The sequence below is a fragment of the Mitsuaria chitosanitabida ATCC BAA-476 = NBRC 102408 genome, from assembly GCF_001598255.1.
Lineage (GTDB): Bacteria > Pseudomonadota > Gammaproteobacteria > Burkholderiales > Burkholderiaceae_C > Roseateles > Roseateles chitosanitabidus.
The window spans coordinates 173,833-191,757 of sequence record NZ_BCYP01000018.1 but is presented as its reverse complement, the minus strand read 5'-3'; the positions used below and the strand labels follow the sequence as shown (position 1 = coordinate 191,757).

The following is a 17,925-nucleotide window of genomic DNA, read 5'->3' as shown; positions in this document are numbered from 1 at the left end:
ACTCCCATCACCTCCGCCGGTCCCGTGGGTGGCCGCGCGGCACGGCGGATGCCGTCCTAGGGCATCCTCGACCGCTTCGAGTGAAAGTCCAGCACCTCGCGCAGCGAGAGCCGGCCGTCGCCATCGGTGTCCGCGGCGGCGAAGTCGGCCATGCGGGCCTCCATCACTTCCTTGAAGCTCAGGCGCAGGTCGCCATCCTGGTCGGCATGGCGCAGTGAGCCGAGCAGGCTCTGGCGCAGGGCGCGCGGCAACGGCGCCAGTTCCTCGCGCGAGATGTAGCCGTCGTGGTCGGAGTCCAGCGCGTTGAAGGCCTGGAGCGCGTTCTTGTGGAACTCCTCCAGGCTGATGTAGCCGTCGTGGTCGAGATCGGCGGCGTCGAAGGCGCGTCGGATCTCCGTCGGCGACGGGCCGCGCGCCTCGCCGCCCGCGGTGGCGTGCCGATGCGCGGCGGCCTGGGTCCTGGCTGCCGACGAGGTCGTCGCGGCCGATGCGCCATGGGCCGCCGGCTCCGCGGCCCGCGCCGGAGACGTCGCCCCCGCCGCCGCGGCGAGCATCGCCGCGACCACCGTTGCTGTCCGCATGAGAGGCCCCCTCACCACGACCACCGCTGGTTGTCGTTGCCGTTGCAGCTGTAGACGATGACGCGCTGGCCGGGCCGGGCGCGCCCCCCCTCGATGTCCAGGCACTTGCCGCTGTCGGCGCTGCGGATCTCGCCGCCCCGCGCACGCCAGCGCTGGTTGCGATTCCCGTTGCAGCTGTAGGCGATCACGCGCGCGCCGTCGTTGGTCCGGCCGCCCTCGACGTCCAGGCACAGGCCCGACACCCGCAGCTCGCCGCCGCGCCCCCATTCGAAGCGCTGGTTGCCGCCGCCGTTGCAGTTGTAGACGATCAGGCCGCGGCCGGGCCGCGCGCCACCCTCGATGTCCATGCACAGGTTGCCCTTGCCGCGGATCTCGTTCGAGCCCCAGCCGTTGCCCGGATTGCCGGGGTAGGGGTCGTCGGGCCGGTCGTCCTTGCGGTCCTTGCTGCTCGCGATCAACGCGATGCCGGCGATCACCGCCGCCGCCGCGATCGCCGCGCCCACGTTGCTCGATCCGTCCCGGTTGGATTCCGTCGCCGCCGTGGTCACCTTGAAGCGCCCCCCGCAACCGCCATCCACCCACAGCGATTTCACCGCCAGGTCGTAGCCCCAGGTGCGGCCGAAGCGACAGCCGCCGGCCAGTTGCTCGACCAGGTCGACCTCGGTGGTGCCGTCGGGCAGCCGGTAGGTCTCGTTGCCGCCGCGCGAGCGCAGCTCGACGGTCTGTTCGTCGGCACGCGCGGGCAGGCCCGTCAGCACCAGACCGGCGGACACCGCCGCCGCGATCGCGCGCCGCGGCGCGCTGCTCGTTCCTGTCATCCGCATCCTCCCGCTGGACCCGCGCGATCAGGCGCGCGCGGGCGACGCCGCCCAGGGCGGCGCGGACGATGCTAGGGGCTTCAGGCGGTGGCGTCCAGCACGCGTGGCGTCCCGCCGGCGCGCTCGACATGGCTCCACAGGACCGGGCCCAGCGTCACCTGCACCGACAAGTCGGGATAGCTGACCGCGGTGAAGCTGCTGCGGGTGTAGGACGGGGTCTCGACGCGGCTGACGGGAGGCGCTTCCTGGCCCAGCGGATGCCGGCCGTAGGTGACGTCGGCGCTGTTCTGCGCGCGCATCGCCGCCAGCGGCGAAGGCTCGTTGATGAACGGCGACAGGCGCAGCTGCACCGAGGGCTCGGGCCCTTGCAGCATCTCCTGTTGCACCTGGGCGCGGTAGGCGCGCAGGGGCTCGACGTCGAAAGGCGACGTCCTCAGCGGCGTCGCCAGCACTTCCGAAAGATTCACTCCGACCCGACGGACCGCTGCTGACGCCCCTGGCGCGCGCGGCCGCTCCCTCTCGTTCTCTTGTCCTTGTCTGATCTGGCGACCGGGGCTTGTCGGTCCTTAAGCGCGGGCCGAAGATCGGGCTCAAGTTTTCCGACCGGTGGCCGAGGGCGCGATTGTCCGGGCACCAGGCCCCGCCGCTGTCGTGCGCGCGCGTCGCCGCGACGATGCCGGGGCGGGCTGCGCCCGGGGGGCCTTGAAAGGCGTGACGCCGTTCGCATCTGGGCAGGATCGCCGCCTCGATCGCCCCGCGCGTCCGACGCCCGCACCCGACGCGGCCCCACGCACGTCCTCGCCCTCGAAAGAGGAAAGGCGCAAGACATGGCCCTCGTCGTCCTGGCGCTGATCGCGGCGCTGATCTGCTTCTGGCTGATGAGCCAGCCCTGGCGTCAGGCGCGCCGCCGCGCGTCGCTGCGCGCGCGGGCCTTCCCGGCCGCGTGGCGCGCGATCCTGCGCCGCACCGTGCCCCAGGTGGCACGCCTGCCCGCCGACCTGCAGCTGCGCCTCAAGCGCGACATGCAGGTGTTCCTCGACGAGAAGTCCTTCATCGGCTGCGCCGGCCAGGCCATCACCGACGAGGTGCGCATCACCATCGCCGCCCTCGCCTGCCTGCCGCTGCTGGGCCGCGCGCGGGGCTACTACCCCAAGCTGCATTCGGTGCTGGTCTATCCCGGCGCCTTCATCGTGGACCGCGTCCGCGCGCAGGGCCCGCTGCAGATGCAGCAGCGCCAGGTGCTGAGCGGCGAATCCTGGGGCGAGGGCCAGGTCGTGCTGTCCTGGGACGACGTGCTGCGCGACGCGTCGCAGCCGGGCCTGGGCCACAACGTGGCGGTGCACGAGTTCGCGCATCAGCTGGACCAGGTCAAGGGCGTCGCGAACGGCGCGCCCTGGCTGGGTGGCCGCGCGCGTCAGGCGCGCTGGGCGCAGGTGATGCAGCGCAGCTTCGATCTGCTGCGGGCACGGCTCGCGGCCGGCGAGCCCGATCCGCTGGGCGACTACGCCGCCACCGAACCGGCGGAGTTCTTCGCCGTGGCGAGCGAGCGCTTCTTCGGCCAGCCCTGGGCGCTGGCGCAGGCGCACCCCATGCTCTACGCGGAGCTGCGCCGCTTCTACGAGGTCGATCCGATGCTGTGGGCCTGAGGGCGGCTCCGGGGCCCGGACGCCGTCTCGGGCTCCCACGAAAAAGCGCGCCGGTCGGCGCGCTTTCTCGTTCGGGCGGGCGTCCCGCTCAGAAGCCCATTTCCGCCAGCAGCGCGTCCACGTCGTCCTGCTGCAGCGCCTTGTCGGGCGTCTGCACGCCGGCCAGTTGCTCGGCTTCCGGGGCGACGTGGTGGATCTGGTCGTGCTCGGCGAGCAGTTGCTGCAGCGGCTCCTCGGCCGGACGCAGCATGCCCAGCACCTTGTTGATCACCTGGCCGGACAGATCCTGGAAGTCCTGCGCCATCATGATCTCGGTCTGCAGGCCCTTGACGCGATCGGCGAAGCCCGACGCGCTGGCCGCATAGGCCGCGCACAGCCGCATCATGGCGCGCGCCCGCTCGACGCTCAGGTCGGGCGCCGCCGCCAGGCGCTGCAGCGACTCGGACAGCTCCGAGCCCTGACGGCGCACCGCCTCGGCATCCTCCTGGGCGCCCTCCACCAGACCCAGCACCTTGTTGGCCGCCTGATCGGTCATGCGCTTGACGTAGTCCAGACGCTCGCAGGCATCCGGCAGCTCGCTGGAGAGCTTGTGCAAGGCCTGCGCGGCGGCCGCGGAAGGGGGGGTGGACGTGGTCATGAGGGGCGTTCCTGTAGCCCGAAATCTTAGTTCTGCAACTGCTGTAACCAACGGAAAGGGGTGGTGGGACCCGTGCATTTTTGGGCCTTGATCCAGCATTTAAGTAGTTCCCCGGGCCGGTCGCCTGTAGCCTTCATCCCGTCCGTCCACTGACCGTCTGTACTTGCGATCAGTCCCATGAACATGGCCACCACCCGTCCGTCGACCGGCGTCAACCGGTCGAATCTGCAGTCGCGCGGCGCCTCGTCCGCGCAGGCCTCGAGAGAGGCCGCCAGCTTCGCCGCCGCGCCCCGCGCCGCCGCCGCAGCGCCGGTGCCATCGGCCCTGCGCGACGCCAGCGAGATCGTGGTCGGCGTGGTGCTGATGCTCAGCGTGCTCGCGGCGCTGCTGGCGCTGACGCTCTACACGCGCGACAGCATGATGGTCGGCAAGGCGCTGTCCGAGCAGGGCTCGCCCACCGGCAGCCTGGTGTGCAAGGACGGGCGCATCGCGCGCGGCGACGACTCGCTGCGGGATCGCATCGTGGAGGACGGTTACTTCGTCTGCACCGACTGGCGCACCCAGCAGGCCATCGAGCTGGAAGAAGCGCAGCGCGGCGGCCGCAAATACTGATCGCGCCTCGCAGGTCACGGCCGACGTCGCCATGACCACGGGCCGATGGCCCGATCGACGCCGTCGACTCAGGACCAGAGGTCCAGCGGCGGCTCGTGCGTCATGCCGCGCAGCAGGTCGCTGCGCGAGAGAAAGCCGATCAGCTGGCCGTCGTCCTGCGAGACGGGCAAGCCCGGCAGTCCCAGATCCAGCATCAGCTGCGCGGCCTCGCGCAGCGGCGTGTCCGACAGCGCCACCGGCACCGGCGTCCACATCACCTCGTCGACCGGCGACGCCAGCCGATGGGCGACCACGGCCATCTCGGCCGCCTCGTCCAGGTCGTCCGGCAGGCCGCGCATCAGATCGGCGCGCGTGAACAGCCCCCGCACCTCGCCCGCCGGCCCCAGCACCGGGGCCTGACCCACACCCGCGCGGGACATGGTCCGCTGCGCCTGGCGCAGCGTCGCGCCGGAGCGCACGCTGATCAGCTTGCGGCTCATCAGCTGGTGGACCTGGGTGAGCACCTGGCGGGTCGTGTCGCCGGCATAGGCGGCCAGCGCCTCGTTGGCGACATAGGCCGACGGCCCGGTCGGCAGCGGCCCGCCGGTGTTGCCCCCGCCGCCCTGCCCCAGCGCGGCCAGCACCACGGACGAGGGCGTCAGATCGCCCTGGCGCGCGATCGGCGCGACGGCGCGGGTACGCGCCACGGCCTGCACGGGCGCCAGGTCGCGGACCTGCTCCAGACCGCCGGTCAGGATCTTTCCGGATGTGCCGTAGACGGAGAACATGGGCGGAAGAATGTCACTTTGTTCAGCGGCGCACATTGAGGAGAACCAGCATCCATCGGCGCCGCGCCCCGGTCGCGCGCGGCGCGTCGATCCGGGTCTCGATGGGGCCGACGACCCTCAGGGCACCGGATAAGCCGTCTCGTACTTCACCTCGCGCAGCACGACGTTGCTGCGCACGCTGGCCACGCCGGGCACCTTGAACACCTTGCTCTGCAGGAACTGGTCGTAGGCCTTCATGTCCGGGGCGACGATCTTCATGACGTAGTCGGCCTCGCCGGTGATGGCCTGGCATTCGACGATCTCCGGGCTGCCGGCGACCATCGCCTCGAAGGCGTCGACCGCGCCCTCGGTGTGCCTCACCAGGCTGACGTTGGCCAGCACGCAGATGGACAGCCCCAGTTGCTCGCGGTCGACCAGCGCCACATGGCGGCGGATCACGCCGCGCTCCTCCAGTTCCTTGACCCGGCGCCACACCGGCGTGGCCGACAGCCCCACCCGGTCCGCCAGCTGCTGGGTGCTCTGGCGCGCGTCGGCCTGGAGCGCCTCCAGGATCAGGCGCGTGGCACGATCGAAACGTTCATTCTCCATTCCAGCCTCTTTTGAGAATGGATCAATCGATCAAGTCGACGGATCGAGCAAACCGAGCAAGAAACCGCGCATTGTCTCGTAAAGAATCCCTCCATTCATTTCAACGAACATCCCAGGTCGCCCGGCCCGTCCGCGCGGCCGGTCCCCGTTGGGGGGCATGGGGGAGACAAGCCATGACCGAAGCCAGTCTTGCCGCCGCGCCCGCGCTGCGTCCGTACCAGCTGTCCGACAACCTCGCCGCCACGTCCGGCCAGGTGTTCCTCACCGGCACGCAGGCCCTGGTGCGGCTGCTGCTGGCCCAGAAGGCCCAGGACGAACGTCACGGCCTTAAGACCGCGGGCTTCGTCAGCGGCTACCGGGGCAGCCCGCTGGGCATGGTCGACCAGCAGCTGTGGAAGGCGAAGAAGTTCCTCGACAAGGCGCAGGTGAACTTCCTGCCCGCGATCAACGAGGACCTGGCCGCCACCGCCTGCCTGGGCGTGCAGCGCGTGGCGCTGGATCCCAAGCGCACCGTCGATGGCGTCTTCGCCATGTGGTACGGCAAGGGCCCGGGCGTGGACCGCTCCGGCGACGCGCTCAAGCACGGCAACGTCTACGGGACGGCGACGCAGGGCGGCGTGCTGGTCGTCTGCGGCGACGACCACGGCTGCGTGTCCTCGTCGACCCCGCATCAGAGCGACCTCGCGCTGCAGGCCTGGTCCATGCCGCTGGTGCATCCGGGCAACGTCGCCGAGTACCTCGAGTTCGGCCTCTACGGCTGGGCGCTGTCGCGCTTCTCGGGCGCCTGGGTCGGCTTCAAGGCGATCTCGGAAGTGGTCGAGTCCGGCATGACCGTGGACCTGGACGCCGTGCCGCTGGACTTCGAACGCCCCGTCGACCACACGCCCCCGACCAACCTGCACATCCGCTCGGTGGACCTGCCCTCGCTGGAGTTGGAATCTCGCCTCGCGCACAAGATCGACGCGGTGCTGGCCTTCGCGAAGGTCAATTCGATCGACAAGCACATCGTGGTCAGCCCGCGCGCGACGCTGGGCATCGTCACCGTCGGCAAGGCGCATTACGACTTCATGGAAGTGCTGCGCCGCCTGGACCTGGACCCCAACGCGCTGGCCGCGGCGGGCGTGCGGGTCTACAAGGTCGGCCTGGTCTATCCGCTGGAACCGACGCGCATCCGCGAGTTCGCGCAGGGCCTGACCGACATGCTGGTCATCGAGGAGAAGGCCCCCGTCGTCGAGCGCCAGATCAAGGAGCTGCTCTACCACCTGCCCGATGCCCAGCGTCCGCGCGTGGTCGGCAAGTCCGATGAACACGGGGCTGCGGTGCTGAGCTCGCTCGGCGAGCTGCGCCCCTCGCGCATCATGCCGACCGTGGCCGACTGGCTCGCGCGGCTGAACCCCGCGCTGGACCGCCGCCATCTGGTCGTCGACTTCCTGACGCCCTGCCTGCTGTCCAACGGCGCCGACGGCGTGCGCCGCCAACCCTACTTCTGCTCGGGCTGCCCGCACAACACCTCGACCAAGCTGCCCGAGGGCTCGCGCGCCCTGGCCGGCATCGGCTGCCACTTCATGGCCAGCTGGATGGAGCGCGGCACCTCCGGCCTGATCCAGATGGGCGCCGAGGGCGTGGACTGGGCGGCGCATTCGCGCTTCACCACCGAGAAGCATGTCTTCCAGAACCTGGGCGACGGCACCTACTACCACTCGGGCTATCTGGCGATCCGGCAGGCCATCGCGGCCAAGGCCAACATCACCTACAAGATCCTCTACAACGACGCGGTCGCGATGACCGGCGGCCAGCCGGTGGACGGCCAGACCTCGGTCCCGCAGATCGCGCGCCAGGTCGAGGCCGAGGGCGTCAAGCGCCTGGTCGTGGTCTCCGACGAGATCGACAAGTACGACGGCCATCACGGCCTCTTCCCCGCCGGCACCACCTTCCACGATCGCAGCGAGCTCGACGCCGTCCAGCGCGAGCTGCGCGAGATCGCCGGCGTGACCGTGCTGATCTACGACCAGACCTGCGCCGCCGAGAAGCGCCGCCGCCGCAAGAAGGGCGAGTTCCCCGACCCGAACAAGCGCATCTTCATCAACGAGTCCGTCTGCGAGGGCTGCGGCGACTGCGGCCAGGCCAGCAACTGCCTGTCGGTGGTGCCGGTGGAGACCGACTTCGGCCGCAAGCGCGCGATCGAGCAGAGCAGCTGCAACAAGGACTTCAGCTGCGTGAACGGCTTCTGCCCGAGCTTCGTCTCGGTGCACGGCGCCAAGCTCAAGAAGCGCGCCGGCGCGGCCTTCGGGCCGGCCGATCTGGCGCGCGAGATCGCCGCCATCACGCCGCCCGCGACCTGGGCGTGGACGGGCCCCTTCGACATGCTGGTCACCGGTGTCGGAGGCACCGGCGTGGTGACGGTGGGCGCGCTGGTCACCATGGCCGCGCACCTGGAAGGGAAGCAGAGCTCGGTGCTGGACTTCATGGGCTTCGCGCAGAAGGGCGGCGCGGTGCTGTCCTTCGTGCGCGTCGCGCCGACGCAGGACCTGCTCAACCAGGTCCGCATCGACACGCAGCAGGCCGACGTGCTGCTGGCCTGCGACATGGTCGTGGGCGCCAGCGCCGACGCGCTGGCCACGGTGAAGGCCGGTCGCACCGTCATCCTGGCCAACACGCACGAGCTGCCCACCGCCGCCTTCGTCCGCAACCCGGATGCCAGCCTGCAGGCCGAGTCGCTGCTCGCCAAGATGCGTCACGCGGTCGGGGAGGGTCAGGACTTGCTGGCCAGCATCGACGCGCAGGACATCGCCCAGCGCCTGATGGGCGACACCATGCCCAGCAACATCGTGATGCTGGGCGCCTGCTGGCAGCGCGGCCTGGTGCCGGTGTCCTTCGAGGCGCTGATGCGCGCGATCGAGCTCAACGGCGTCGCGGTCGAGAACAACAAGACCGCCTTCGCGCTGGGCCGCCTGGCCATCGCCGCGCCCGAGGCGCTGCGCCGCCTCGCCGGCGAGCAGGCGGGTTCGGCCGTGCAGTGGTTCAACTTCGACCAGCTCGACGACAAGGACGGCCGCCCGGGTCTGGTGTCGCGCCGCAAGGCCTTCCTGACCGAGTACCAGGACGCCGCCTACGCCTCGCGCTACGAGGCCCTGGTGCAACGCGTGCGCGCCGCCGAGCAGGCGTTGGGCGAGGCCGGCAAGGGCCTGCGCCTGACCAAGGCCGTGGCCCGCTACTACGCCAAGCTGCTGGCCATCAAGGACGAGTACGAGGTCGCGCGCCTGTACACCGACGGCAAGTTCGAGGCCGCGCTCAAGGCGCAGTTCGAGGACTGGGACCACCTGAGCTTCCACATGGCCCCGCCGATGCTTTCCAAGCCCGGCGCCGACGGCCGCGCGAAGAAGGTCGAGCTGGGCTCGTGGACCTTCAAGGCGCTCAAGGCGCTGGCGAAGTTCAAGGGCCTGCGCGGTGGCGCGCTGGACCTGTTCGGCAAGACCGAGGAGCGCCGCGTCGAGCGCCAGCTGATCCGCGATTACGAGGCCCTGGTGGACGAGCTGCTGCGCGGCCTGAGCGCCGACAAGCTGGAGATCGCGACCAAGCTGGCCCGCCTGCCCGAAGGCATCCGCGGCTACGGCCACGTCAAGCTGGCCAACGTCGCGACCGTGCGCGCGCAGTGGAAGGATCTGCTGGACCGCTTCCACGGCCGCGCCGTCGAGGCGCCGGTCGCGATCATTCCGCTGACCCAGGCCCCCGCGCGGGTGAAGGGCGTCGCCGAGCTCTGAGACTCGGCCTCCCCCCGGTGTGGGACATGCCGGGGGAGGTCCCCACGTCCTGATGGGGGAAAGCGCCGGGAGATCACGCGCGAGTCGACATTCGTCAAGGCGCGCGACGTCGAGGACGGGGAAGCTGAGCGTCCCCTCCACTCCTCCCCGCCCCGGACCGGCCGTGCCGGACCGCGGCGTGCTCCCCATGCCGACGATCCTGAAGTTCCAAGGCCTGCGCGCGGTGATCTACCTCAACGATCAGCGTCCCGCGCAGATCCACGTGATGGGCCAGGGCGGCGAAGCGCGCTTCGCGCTGCGCTGCCCCGACGGTCCGCCCGAGCTGTGCGAGCACCATTTCTTCACCCATGCGCGGCTCAACCGCATCGCGGAGCTGCTGGCCGACCAGATGCCGCGGCTGTGCGCCGACTGGAGGACGCTCCATGGCCGGCATTGATGCGCTCGACCGCTTCGACGAGCCGCCCACGCCGCGCGGCCCGTCGATCTCGGCCGCCGACTTCGAGGCCTCCGAGCGCCAGGGCGAGCTGCAGCGCTCGCTGCTGCCCGCCGCCGTGGCGGTGCGCTACGACGGCGAGACCGACCGCCTGATCGTGATCCTGGACACCGGCGTGGAGCTCGCCTTCGCCCCCCGACTGGTGCAGGGCCTGGGCTGCGCCGAGGTCGACGACCTGACCGAGGCGGAGATCTCGCCCTCCGGCCACGGGCTGCACTTCCCGCGCCTGAACGCGGACGTGTATCTGCCGGGGCTGCTCGAGGGGGTGATGGGCACCCGGCGATGGATGCGCGCGATGGCGCGCGCCGCGCCGCTGCGCGCGGTGCCCTGGCAGGTCAGGCGGCCGTGAAGGCCGCGATGGCGCGGCATGAAGCACCGTGACGCATCGGACAAGCGTGCGCTGACAACTGTGAAGTAGCGCAAAGGCCCCTGGACAGGCTTGTCCGGGGGGCGGCATGCTTGCCGCATGTCCGCCTCGACACCTGCCCCGCACGGCCCGCGCGCCGACCTCCCCACGCCCACGATCGGCCGTCGCGGCCTGCTGCTCGGCGCCACCGCCGCGGCGGCGCTCGCGGCCTGCGGCGGGCTCCCCTCGGCCCCGGACATCCCCATGGATCCGGCCCAGCGGCTGCGCGCCGCCAACCGCATCGGCTGGGGCGCGACGCAGTCGCAGCTCGACGCGATCGGGTCGGTGGGCTGGGGCCGCTATGTCGAGCGCCAGATCAAGGCCGACCCCAAGGCGCCGCTGGCCGTGCCGCTGCAGGCGCAGATCGACGCGCTGGGCATCAGCCAGGGCGACGTGGTGTCGCGCGTCTGGTCCGCCGAGTCCTTCCGCCGCAACGGGGACAAGGGCGGCTCCGAGGAGGATCGCGTCGCCGCGCGCAAGGCCTACCAGGAAGCCCAGCAGCGCGCCGCGCGCGAGACCGGCGAGCGCCAGCTGCTGCGCGAGCTCTACTCGGAGCAGCAGCTGCTCGAGCACCTGAGCTGGTTCTGGTTCAACCACTTCAACGTGCACGAGGGCAAGCGCGACATACGCCTGCTGCTGTCCGACTACCAGGACCGCGCGCTGCGGCCGCATGCGCTGGGGTCCTTCCGCCACATGCTGGGCGCGGTGGCCCGGCACGCGGCGATGCTGCGCTACCTGGACAACGACCAGAACGCGGTGCGCGCGATCAACGAGAACTACGCGCGCGAGATGCTGGAGCTCCACACCATGGGCGTGGACGGCGGCTACACGCAGCGCGACGTGCAGGAGCTGGCCCGCGTGCTGACCGGCTTCGGCGTGCGCGTCGATCCGGACCCGGCCAAGGTCGCGCCCAAGTTCGCGTCGATGTACCGCCGCGACGGGCTGTTCGAGTTCCACCCCGCGCGCCACGACTTCGGCGACAAGGTCCTCCTGGGCCACACCATCAAGGGCAGCGGCGAGAAGGAGCTCGACCAGGTGCACGACTTGCTCGTCGCGCAACCCGCGACCGCGCGCTTCGTCAGCCGCAAGCTCGCGGTGTTCTTCCTCAGCGACCAGCCGCCGCAGGACCTCGTCGACGCGATGGCCGCGGCCTTCCTCGGCAGCAAGGGCGACATCCCGGCGACGCTGAGGCCGCTGTTCTACTCGCCGCGCTTCACGGCCGCCGACACGCCCAAGTTCAAGGACCCGCACCACTACCTGCTGTCCAGCCTGCGCGCCGGCTTCGAGCAGCAGTCGCTGCAGAACGCGCAGCCGCTGCAGAACTGGATGCGCCGCCTGGGCCAGGGCCTCTACGACAAGCTCACGCCGGACGGCTACCCGCTCACCGCCGACGCCTGGGACAGCCCGGGGCAGATGACGCAGCGCTTCGAGATCGCGCGCCAGATCGGCGGCGGCGCGGTCGCGCTGTTCAGGCCCGACGGCAGCAACACCCCGGTGCCCATGCCCGACCTCAAGCCGCTGCGCGCGCGCATCGAACCCTCGCTCGCGCCGGCGACGCGCACCGCGCTGGCCCAGACCGCCACGCCGCAGCAATGGTTGACGCTGCTGCTGTCCAGCCCCGATTTCATGTATCGCTGACGCGCCCGGAGACCCGCCATGTCCTTCGTCCTGAACCGACGCCACCTGCTCCAGACCCTGGCCGCCGGCAGCCTCGCGATGCCCGGCGTGCGGCTGTTCGCGGCCGGCGCGGACCGTCCGCGCTTCCTGCTGGTCTTCCTGCGCGGCGGCTACGACGCCACCAACCTGCTGGTCCCCACCGGCAGCAGCTTCTACTACGAGCAGCGCCCCCGCATCGCCATCGCCCGGCCCGGTCCGGTCACCGCCGCCAGCGGCGCGCCCGACCCGAACGCCGCGCTGCCCGTCACTGCGGACTGGGGCCTGCATCCGGCGCTGCGCAACTCGGTCCACCCGCTGATGCAGGCGGGGCAGGCGCGCTTCATCCCCTTCGCCGGGACCGAGGACCTGTCGCGCAGCCACTTCGAGACCCAGGACAGCATCGAGCTGGGCCAGCCGGTGGGCGGCTCGCGCGACTACAACTCCGGCTTCCTGAACCGCCTCGCGGCGGAGCTGGACGCGCAGCAGGCGCTGTCCTTCACCGACCAACTGCCCGTGGCCTTCCGCGGCCCGGTGCGCATCGCCAACGCGGCGCTGCGCGAGACCGCCCGGCCCGCCGTCGACGCCAGGAACCGCGCGCTGATCGCCAGCATGTACCAGGGCCAGGCGCTGGGCGCCTCGGTCGAGGAAGGCCTGGCGCTGCGCGAGGAGCTCGCGCGCGACCTGTCGCCCGACAAGATGAAGACCATGACCGACGCCGCGGGCCGCAACGCGATCCCGGCCAAGGGCTTCGAGCTGGAGGCGCGCCGCATCGCCACGCTGATGCGCGGCCGCTTCAGCCTGGGCTTCATCGACATCGGCGGCTGGGACACGCACGTCAACCAGGGCGGCGCGACCGGCCCGCTGGCCAATCGCTTCGAGGAGGTCGGCCGCGGCCTGGCGGCGATCTCGTCGGAACTGGGCCTCGACCTGTGGCGCCAGACCACGGTGATGGTCATCAGCGAGTTCGGCCGCACCTTCCGCGAGAACGGCAACCGCGGCACCGACCACGGCCATGGCAGCGTGTACTGGCTGCTGGGCGGCGGGCTGGCCTCCGGATCCCCTGTCGCCGGCGACCAGATCCCGCTGACCGCCAAGACGCTGTTCCAGAACCGCGATTACCCGGTGCTCAACGACTACCGCGCGGTGCTCGGCGGCCTGTGGAAGCGCCAGTTCGGTCTGTCGGACGCGGCGCTCGCCCGCGTCTTCCCCGGCATCGCGCCCAAGGACCTGCAGCTGGTCTGAGCCCGCAAAGCCCCCAACGGTTGCAAGCGCTTGCAAGCCTCGGCTTGCAGATGCGAGCAATTCTCATCTAGCATCGGATTCAAACGACAAGAGACTCCTGCGGAACGCCCGCGATCAATGCAATTTGCGCAGGGCTCGCGTCGCCACCGGATCGGCATCCCGGCGACGCGAACCCTGTTTCTTTTTGCAGGCCCACGTGGCGTCACGTGCGGCCCGGGCCAGCTGACCGCGTCAGGCGCGCGGCCTGCCCGAACGGGCGAGGCGCGCGTGGGAGCCCACTGGTACGCTGCCTCCAACCTGTCCGGCATGGACGCAGCCAAGAAGGATTCCCGATGATCAAGGCCACCCGCATCGAACGTGACTCCATGGGCGACGTCGCCGTCCCCATCGACGCGCTGTACGGCGCCCAGACCCAGCGCGCGGTCGACAACTTCGCCATCAGCCGCCATCCGATGCCCGAGCGCTTCGTGCGCGCGCTGCTGCAGCAGAAGGCCGCCGCGGCCCGCGCCAACGTCAGCCTGGAGCAGCTGCCGGCCGACATCGGCCAGGCCATTGACCGCGCCGCGGCGCAGCTGCTGCAGGACCCGCAGCTGATGACGCATTTCCCGGTGGAGGTGTTCCAGACCGGCTCGGGCACCAGCAGCAACATGAACGCCAACGAGGTGCTGGCGACGCTGGCCACGCGCCTGCTGGCCGGCGGACCGAACGCGATCACCGTCAGCCCCAACGACCACGTCAACGCCGGACAGAGCAGCAACGATTCCATCCCCACGGTGCTGCACGTCAGCGCCGCGCAGACGCTGCAGGGCGAGCTGCTGCCCGCGCTGGACCTGCTGGCGCAGACGCTGCAGGACAAGATCCAGAGCGTCGGCCACCACGTCAAGACCGGCCGCACCCACCTGATGGACGCGATGCCGCTGCGCCTGGGGCAGGAGCTGGGCGGCTGGCTCGCGCAGGTGGACGCGCGGCGCGCGCAGCTGCGGGCGCTGCTGCCCTCGGTGTGCGAGCTGGCGCAGGGCGGCACCGCCGTGGGCACCGGCATCAACGCGCATCCGGACTTCGCGCGCCGCTTCTGCGAGGAGCTGTCCGCCCTCACCGGCCTGACCTTCCGGCCCGCGCCGGACTTCTTCGCCGCGCTGTCGGCGCAGGACACGGCGGTGGCGCTGTCGGGCGCGCTCAAGGGCGTGGCGGTGACGCTGATGAAGATCTCGAATGACCTGCGCTGGATGAACTCGGGCCCGCTCGCGGGCCTGGCCGAAATCGAGCTGCACGCGCTGCAGCCGGGCTCGTCGATCATGCCGGGCAAGGTGAATCCGGTGATTCCGGAGGCGGTGACCATGGTCTGCGCGCAGGTCATCGGCCACGACGCGGCGATCACGATCGCGGGGCAGTCGGGCAACTTCCAGCTCAACGTGATGCTGCCGCTGATCGCGACGAACCTGCTGGACAGCCTGGCGCTGCTGGCCGCCGCGTCGAAGGCGCTGGCCGAACAGGCGATCCGCGACTTCAAGGTGAACGTCGAGGGCCTGCAGCACGCGCTGGCGCGCAACCCGATCCTGGTCACCGCGCTGAACCGCGAGATCGGCTACCTGAAGGCCGCCGCGATCGCCAAGCGCGCCTATGCGGAGAAGCGGCCCATCCTCGACGTCGCCGAGGAGATGACCGAGTTCGACCGCGCCACCCTCCAGCAGATGCTGGATCCGGCCAAGCTCACCGATGGCGGACTCTGAGGCGATCCCCCGTCACGGCGGCCCGCGTCAGGGCCGCTCCGCGCGCGCGCACGCCCCGGGCACGAGCCACGGCGCGGACGGCGTCACCGCGGCGCGCGGGCGACCGCCCGCCAGGGTGGGACGCCTGCGTCGCGCCGTCGGCCTGCTGATCCTGCTCGCGGGCGCGGCACTGCTGCTGCGGGAAGCCGGGTCGCGGCTGTAGCGCGCGGCCGATGCCACCGGCGCGGGCGGACGTGCGCGCGGCCTCCGCGGCAAGGCGGTCGCGATTCGCCGCCGACATCCGGCATCCCGTCACGCTCGTCCCGATCGCGCGGCATGCGCGAGTCCCACAAGCGGCGCTTCGCCCGTCACCATCGGTGCTCTGCCCTCCCCGGTCGTTCCGACCGCCACGTTTTCGCAGACGCCGTGATGAAGCAGTTGTTCGCCACGCTGAGCGCCGCCGCCGCGGTCCTGCTCGCCCTCCCCGCCACCACCCAGGCCGCCGGTCTCACGCCGCTCGAGCAGCGCTGGATCGCGGGCATGACGCCGGTGCTGATGCAGGCGAGGTCCGACGGCATGCCGGTCGACGTGGTGGTGCAGCCGCAGGACGCGCCCGACGCGGCGCCCTTGGCGCTGGGCTTCCGTGACGGACGCTGCAAGCTGGTGCTGAGCCTGCGCGGCAATCCCGAGGGCGAAGCGACACTGACCCGATTGCCCGAGGGCCTGGAGGCCGAGGCGCTGGAGCTGATGGCCGCGCACGAGCTCGGTCACTGCCGGCGCTATCTCGACGGCGCCTGGTTCGCGCTGCCGGCGGGCTTCGCCGCCGCGCGCGTCCCGGAGGGCCTCAGCGAGGATCTGCGACGCGCCTACCTGTCGATGAAGTCCACGCGCCGCGAGGAAGGCTACGGCGATCTCGTCGCGCTGGCCTGGACCGCGCGCCGGCACCCGGCGCGCTACGCCGCGCTGCACGCCTGGCTGAGCGCCGAGCGCGCACGCGACCTGCTGCCGGGCAGCCATCACGACACCTTGGCATGGCTGGCGCTGGCGCGGGATCCGGCGGCTTTGGCGACGACCGACGCGGCGCCCTCGATGTTCACGGCCGCCGCGTCCCTGTGGGCTCGGGCGCTCGACCGCGACGAGTAGTCGCCGCCGCCCCGGACTCAGCGCACGTCGAAGGCCACGAACAGCCAGGTCACCGGCGTCGCGTTGCCGCCCCGGCTCATCGCGAGCGTCAGCGTCCCGTTCGCCGACATGCCCAGCACGCCGCCCGCGCCATAGCGCCACACCGGCTGATGGGTCGCCAGGTCGAGGGCCACCGTCTGCCGATCGGTGGAGACGAACAGGTGCCCGTTGGTCAGCACCATCTGACGTTGGAGGTACTGGTCCGCCGTCTCCATCGGCCAGGACCACAGCAGGCTGCCGTCCGCCGCACTGCGCGCCTCGACGGCCCGGGTCTTCTGGTTGGAGGCGTAGACGACGCCGTTGCCGGCCACCGGCAGGTCCATGAACTGGCCCGCCGCCGTCCAGCGCGTGACGCCGCCCGCCAGGTCCACCACGCTCAGCTGGTTGTCGACCGCCTCGCCCGCTTTCGTGCCGCGATGGGTGACGACCGCGGCCGTCGACGCATCGATCAGCACCGGCGACTGGGACAACGGCGTGTTCAGCAGCAGGCGGGGGCCCTTGCCGGGCACGGCGATGTCGACCACGCGCGAGCCATCGCCCGTGCTGAAGCCGAGCAGATGGCCGCCGACATTGGCATAGACCGTGCTGCCCGAGACCGTCAGGCCCCAGCTGATGAAGCCGCCGTAGCCGAGCGGCGGGTTGTAGGCGGAGGTGCTCCAGCGCGGGGTCTTCAGATCGCTCAGGCCGCGTGCCGTCACGCTCCCGCCGCCGGCACCGGTGACGAACAGGTTGCCGGCGCCAAGCGTCCAGCCCTCCTCCGACGCGTCCGCCACGCCGGTCGCCTGGCCGACGACCGTCGCGTCCCCGCGCGCCACCACGGCCAGATCCGAGAGGAGTCCGTCCGCGGTCGCGCCGGAGAACAGCAGGCGATCTCCCAGGCCGAGCACCCGATCGGGCTTCATCGGCAGCGCGCCGCTCCAGACCGCCGTGCCGTCGGTCTCGTTCAGCACCGTGGCGCCGCTCAGCGGATTGGCATCCTCAAGCCGCCATCCCGCCAGCACGACCTGGCCGGCGCTCAGCAGCGGCGTGGGCGCGATGCTGGCGGCCACCGGCAGCAGGGCGCGGGTCCAGCGCCGCTTGATCTTCGTCGGGTCGACGGTCACCGCCACGCGCCCGTCGCGCGTCGCGGTACCGCCGGCACCCGTCCAATCGCCGGCGCCCGCGACCGCCTGCAGCGCGGGTCGGGTCGCCGGGTCCGCGGTCACCTCGACGCGGTAGCTGAAGCTCACCGTCTTGCGCTTGCCCGGCAAGGGCGCCAGGATGTCGCCCACCGGGTCCGTGCCGAGCTCGATGGTGCCGCTGTAGAGGCCCGGCTTCATCGCGTTCGAGAAGCCGACACTGAGCTGCCACCGGCCGTCGGCCTGCAGGTTGCGGTAGACGTGGTCGATCACCAGGGTCTTGCCATCCGACGGGTGCTCGGTCCAGCCCGGCCGGACCTCCTTCGGCATGTCATTGATCGGCGTCGCGTAGAGCGTGACCTCCGCGCAGGTGGTCCCGGGCTCGGCGCCGCAAGAGACGCTGGATTGGCTCAGCGCGAACATGTCGACCTGGTCGGGCTCGAAAGGATTCCCGCCGCAACCGGCCATCATCGCCGTCGCCATCATCGACGCCGCCACGGGCATGGCGCCGCCCCACGCGGCCCGCGGCCGCGATCGAATCCTTCGCATGGTCACTCCCTGACGTTGCATGACCCGTCAACGGATCGCGCGGGCGCGCGTCCGCTTCTTGTCGACGGGCGGCGCGCAGGCTAGCAGCACCTGCGCCACGGGACAACACGTTCCGACGGGGGTCAGGGATTGCCCCAAGCTTCATCGCGCGGGTTGCGGC

17 protein-coding genes are annotated in these 17,925 nt (G+C 71.3%); 10 read left to right on the top strand and 7 right to left on the bottom strand.

Annotation, left to right across the window (positions count from 1 at the left end):
• Positions 1–56 precede the first annotated feature (56 nt).
• From MCHT01_RS11715 to MCHT01_RS11705, 3 genes are all read right to left on the bottom strand, one after another.
• Positions 57–581 carry an EF-hand domain-containing protein gene (locus MCHT01_RS11715; protein ID WP_084452438.1) on the bottom strand — a complete coding sequence of 175 codons (525 nt, stop codon included), beginning with the start codon at positions 579–581 and terminating at the stop codon, positions 57–59.
• 11 nt (positions 582–592) lie between these two features.
• Positions 593–1,399: a lectin gene (locus MCHT01_RS11710; protein WP_067065511.1), complete on the bottom strand. Its 807-nt coding sequence runs from the start codon at positions 1,397–1,399 to the stop codon at positions 593–595.
• 80 nt (positions 1,400–1,479) lie between these two features.
• Positions 1,480–1,866 (bottom strand): hypothetical protein, encoded by a 387-nt coding sequence (locus MCHT01_RS11705; protein WP_148661502.1) that lies wholly within the window; start codon positions 1,864–1,866, stop codon positions 1,480–1,482.
• 360 nt (positions 1,867–2,226) lie between these two features.
• Between MCHT01_RS11705 and MCHT01_RS11700 the strand changes: the two genes are divergently transcribed.
• On the top strand, positions 2,227–3,045 hold the full coding sequence (locus tag MCHT01_RS11700; protein ID WP_067065509.1) for a M90 family metallopeptidase: 819 nt from the start codon (positions 2,227–2,229) through the stop codon (positions 3,043–3,045).
• 88 nt (positions 3,046–3,133) lie between these two features.
• On the opposite strand, the gene MCHT01_RS11695 is transcribed toward MCHT01_RS11700, so the two are convergent.
• A complete protein-coding gene (locus MCHT01_RS11695) occupies positions 3,134–3,682 on the bottom strand; it encodes a protein phosphatase CheZ (protein ID WP_067065508.1) in 549 nt (182 codons plus the stop codon).
• Between the two features lie 177 nt (positions 3,683–3,859).
• Here MCHT01_RS11695 and MCHT01_RS11690 point away from each other — a divergent pair, with 177 nt between their 5' ends.
• Positions 3,860–4,294 (top strand): hypothetical protein, encoded by a 435-nt coding sequence (locus tag MCHT01_RS11690; RefSeq protein WP_067065507.1) that lies wholly within the window; start codon positions 3,860–3,862, stop codon positions 4,292–4,294.
• Positions 4,295–4,362: 68 nt separating this feature from the next.
• Here MCHT01_RS11690 and MCHT01_RS11685 read toward each other — a convergent pair whose 3' ends face one another.
• Both MCHT01_RS11685 and MCHT01_RS11680 read right to left on the bottom strand, forming a co-directional pair.
• Entirely contained in the window at positions 4,363–5,061 is a 699-nt protein-coding gene (locus MCHT01_RS11685) for a CBS domain-containing protein (protein WP_067065506.1), read from the bottom strand.
• Between the two features lie 117 nt (positions 5,062–5,178).
• A complete protein-coding gene (locus tag MCHT01_RS11680; protein WP_067065505.1) occupies positions 5,179–5,649 on the bottom strand; it encodes an Lrp/AsnC family transcriptional regulator in 471 nt (156 codons plus the stop codon).
• Positions 5,650–5,822: 173 nt separating this feature from the next.
• On the opposite strand from MCHT01_RS11680, the gene MCHT01_RS11675 reads away from it, so the two are divergent.
• The 8 genes from MCHT01_RS11675 to MCHT01_RS11640 all read left to right on the top strand — a co-directional run bounded on the left by MCHT01_RS11675 (position 5,823) and on the right by MCHT01_RS11640 (position 16,059).
• Positions 5,823–9,410 (top strand): indolepyruvate ferredoxin oxidoreductase family protein, encoded by a 3,588-nt coding sequence (locus MCHT01_RS11675; protein WP_067065504.1) that lies wholly within the window; start codon positions 5,823–5,825, stop codon positions 9,408–9,410.
• A gap of 187 nt (positions 9,411–9,597) precedes the next feature.
• On the top strand, positions 9,598–9,846 hold the full coding sequence (locus tag MCHT01_RS11670) for a DUF4160 domain-containing protein (RefSeq protein WP_067065503.1): 249 nt from the start codon (positions 9,598–9,600) through the stop codon (positions 9,844–9,846).
• Positions 9,833–10,252 carry a DUF2442 domain-containing protein gene (locus MCHT01_RS11665; RefSeq protein WP_067065502.1) on the top strand — a complete coding sequence of 140 codons (420 nt, stop codon included), beginning with the start codon at positions 9,833–9,835 and terminating at the stop codon, positions 10,250–10,252. Before MCHT01_RS11670 ends, MCHT01_RS11665 begins: the two co-directional genes overlap by 14 nt.
• Before the next feature lie 117 nt (positions 10,253–10,369).
• On the top strand, positions 10,370–11,947 hold the full coding sequence (locus tag MCHT01_RS11660) for a DUF1800 domain-containing protein (RefSeq protein ID WP_067065501.1): 1,578 nt from the start codon (positions 10,370–10,372) through the stop codon (positions 11,945–11,947).
• An 18-nt stretch (positions 11,948–11,965) separates the two neighbouring features.
• Positions 11,966–13,207 (top strand): DUF1501 domain-containing protein, encoded by a 1,242-nt coding sequence (locus MCHT01_RS11655; protein ID WP_245643240.1) that lies wholly within the window; start codon positions 11,966–11,968, stop codon positions 13,205–13,207.
• Positions 13,208–13,539: 332 nt separating this feature from the next.
• Positions 13,540–14,937: a class II fumarate hydratase gene (locus tag MCHT01_RS11650; RefSeq protein ID WP_067065500.1), complete on the top strand. Its 1,398-nt coding sequence runs from the start codon at positions 13,540–13,542 to the stop codon at positions 14,935–14,937.
• Positions 14,924–15,139 carry a hypothetical protein gene (locus tag MCHT01_RS11645; RefSeq protein ID WP_067065499.1) on the top strand — a complete coding sequence of 72 codons (216 nt, stop codon included), beginning with the start codon at positions 14,924–14,926 and terminating at the stop codon, positions 15,137–15,139. Before MCHT01_RS11650 ends, MCHT01_RS11645 begins: the two co-directional genes overlap by 14 nt.
• A gap of 206 nt (positions 15,140–15,345) precedes the next feature.
• Positions 15,346–16,059, top strand: a complete 714-nt coding sequence (locus MCHT01_RS11640; protein ID WP_067065498.1) for a hypothetical protein — start codon at positions 15,346–15,348, stop codon at positions 16,057–16,059.
• A 17-nt stretch (positions 16,060–16,076) separates the two neighbouring features.
• Here the strand turns inward: MCHT01_RS11640 and MCHT01_RS11635 are convergent, their stop codons facing one another.
• Positions 16,077–17,765, bottom strand: a complete 1,689-nt coding sequence (locus tag MCHT01_RS11635) for a PQQ-binding-like beta-propeller repeat protein (RefSeq protein ID WP_148661501.1) — start codon at positions 17,763–17,765, stop codon at positions 16,077–16,079.
• Positions 17,766–17,925: the final 160 nt, after the last annotated feature.

Excerpts from the sequence above, each read along its gene's own strand:
- MCHT01_RS11675 (WP_067065504.1), top strand. The coding sequence starts at position 5,823 with ATGACCGAAGCCAGTCTTGCCGCCGCGCCCGCGCTGCGTCCGTACCAG.
- MCHT01_RS11690 (WP_067065507.1), top strand. The coding sequence starts at position 3,860 with ATGAACATGGCCACCACCCGTCCGTCGACCGGCGTCAACCGGTCGAAT.
- MCHT01_RS11655 (WP_245643240.1), top strand. The coding sequence starts at position 11,966 with ATGTCCTTCGTCCTGAACCGACGCCACCTGCTCCAGACCCTGGCCGCC.
- MCHT01_RS11685 (WP_067065506.1), bottom strand. The coding sequence starts at position 5,061 with ATGTTCTCCGTCTACGGCACATCCGGAAAGATCCTGACCGGCGGTCTG.
- MCHT01_RS11660 (WP_067065501.1), top strand. The coding sequence starts at position 10,370 with ATGTCCGCCTCGACACCTGCCCCGCACGGCCCGCGCGCCGACCTCCCC.
- MCHT01_RS11695 (WP_067065508.1), bottom strand. The coding sequence starts at position 3,682 with ATGACCACGTCCACCCCCCCTTCCGCGGCCGCCGCGCAGGCCTTGCAC.
- MCHT01_RS11710 (WP_067065511.1), bottom strand. The coding sequence starts at position 1,399 with ATGACAGGAACGAGCAGCGCGCCGCGGCGCGCGATCGCGGCGGCGGTG.
- MCHT01_RS11670 (WP_067065503.1), top strand. The coding sequence starts at position 9,598 with ATGCCGACGATCCTGAAGTTCCAAGGCCTGCGCGCGGTGATCTACCTC.
- MCHT01_RS11645 (WP_067065499.1), top strand. The coding sequence starts at position 14,924 with ATGGCGGACTCTGAGGCGATCCCCCGTCACGGCGGCCCGCGTCAGGGC.
- MCHT01_RS11700 (WP_067065509.1), top strand. The coding sequence starts at position 2,227 with ATGGCCCTCGTCGTCCTGGCGCTGATCGCGGCGCTGATCTGCTTCTGG.
- MCHT01_RS11650 (WP_067065500.1), top strand. The coding sequence starts at position 13,540 with ATGATCAAGGCCACCCGCATCGAACGTGACTCCATGGGCGACGTCGCC.
- MCHT01_RS11635 (WP_148661501.1), bottom strand. The coding sequence starts at position 17,765 with ATGCGAAGGATTCGATCGCGGCCGCGGGCCGCGTGGGGCGGCGCCATG.
- MCHT01_RS11680 (WP_067065505.1), bottom strand. The coding sequence starts at position 5,649 with ATGGAGAATGAACGTTTCGATCGTGCCACGCGCCTGATCCTGGAGGCG.
- MCHT01_RS11715 (WP_084452438.1), bottom strand. The coding sequence starts at position 581 with ATGCGGACAGCAACGGTGGTCGCGGCGATGCTCGCCGCGGCGGCGGGG.
- MCHT01_RS11640 (WP_067065498.1), top strand. The coding sequence starts at position 15,346 with ATGAAGCAGTTGTTCGCCACGCTGAGCGCCGCCGCCGCGGTCCTGCTC.
- MCHT01_RS11665 (WP_067065502.1), top strand. The coding sequence starts at position 9,833 with ATGGCCGGCATTGATGCGCTCGACCGCTTCGACGAGCCGCCCACGCCG.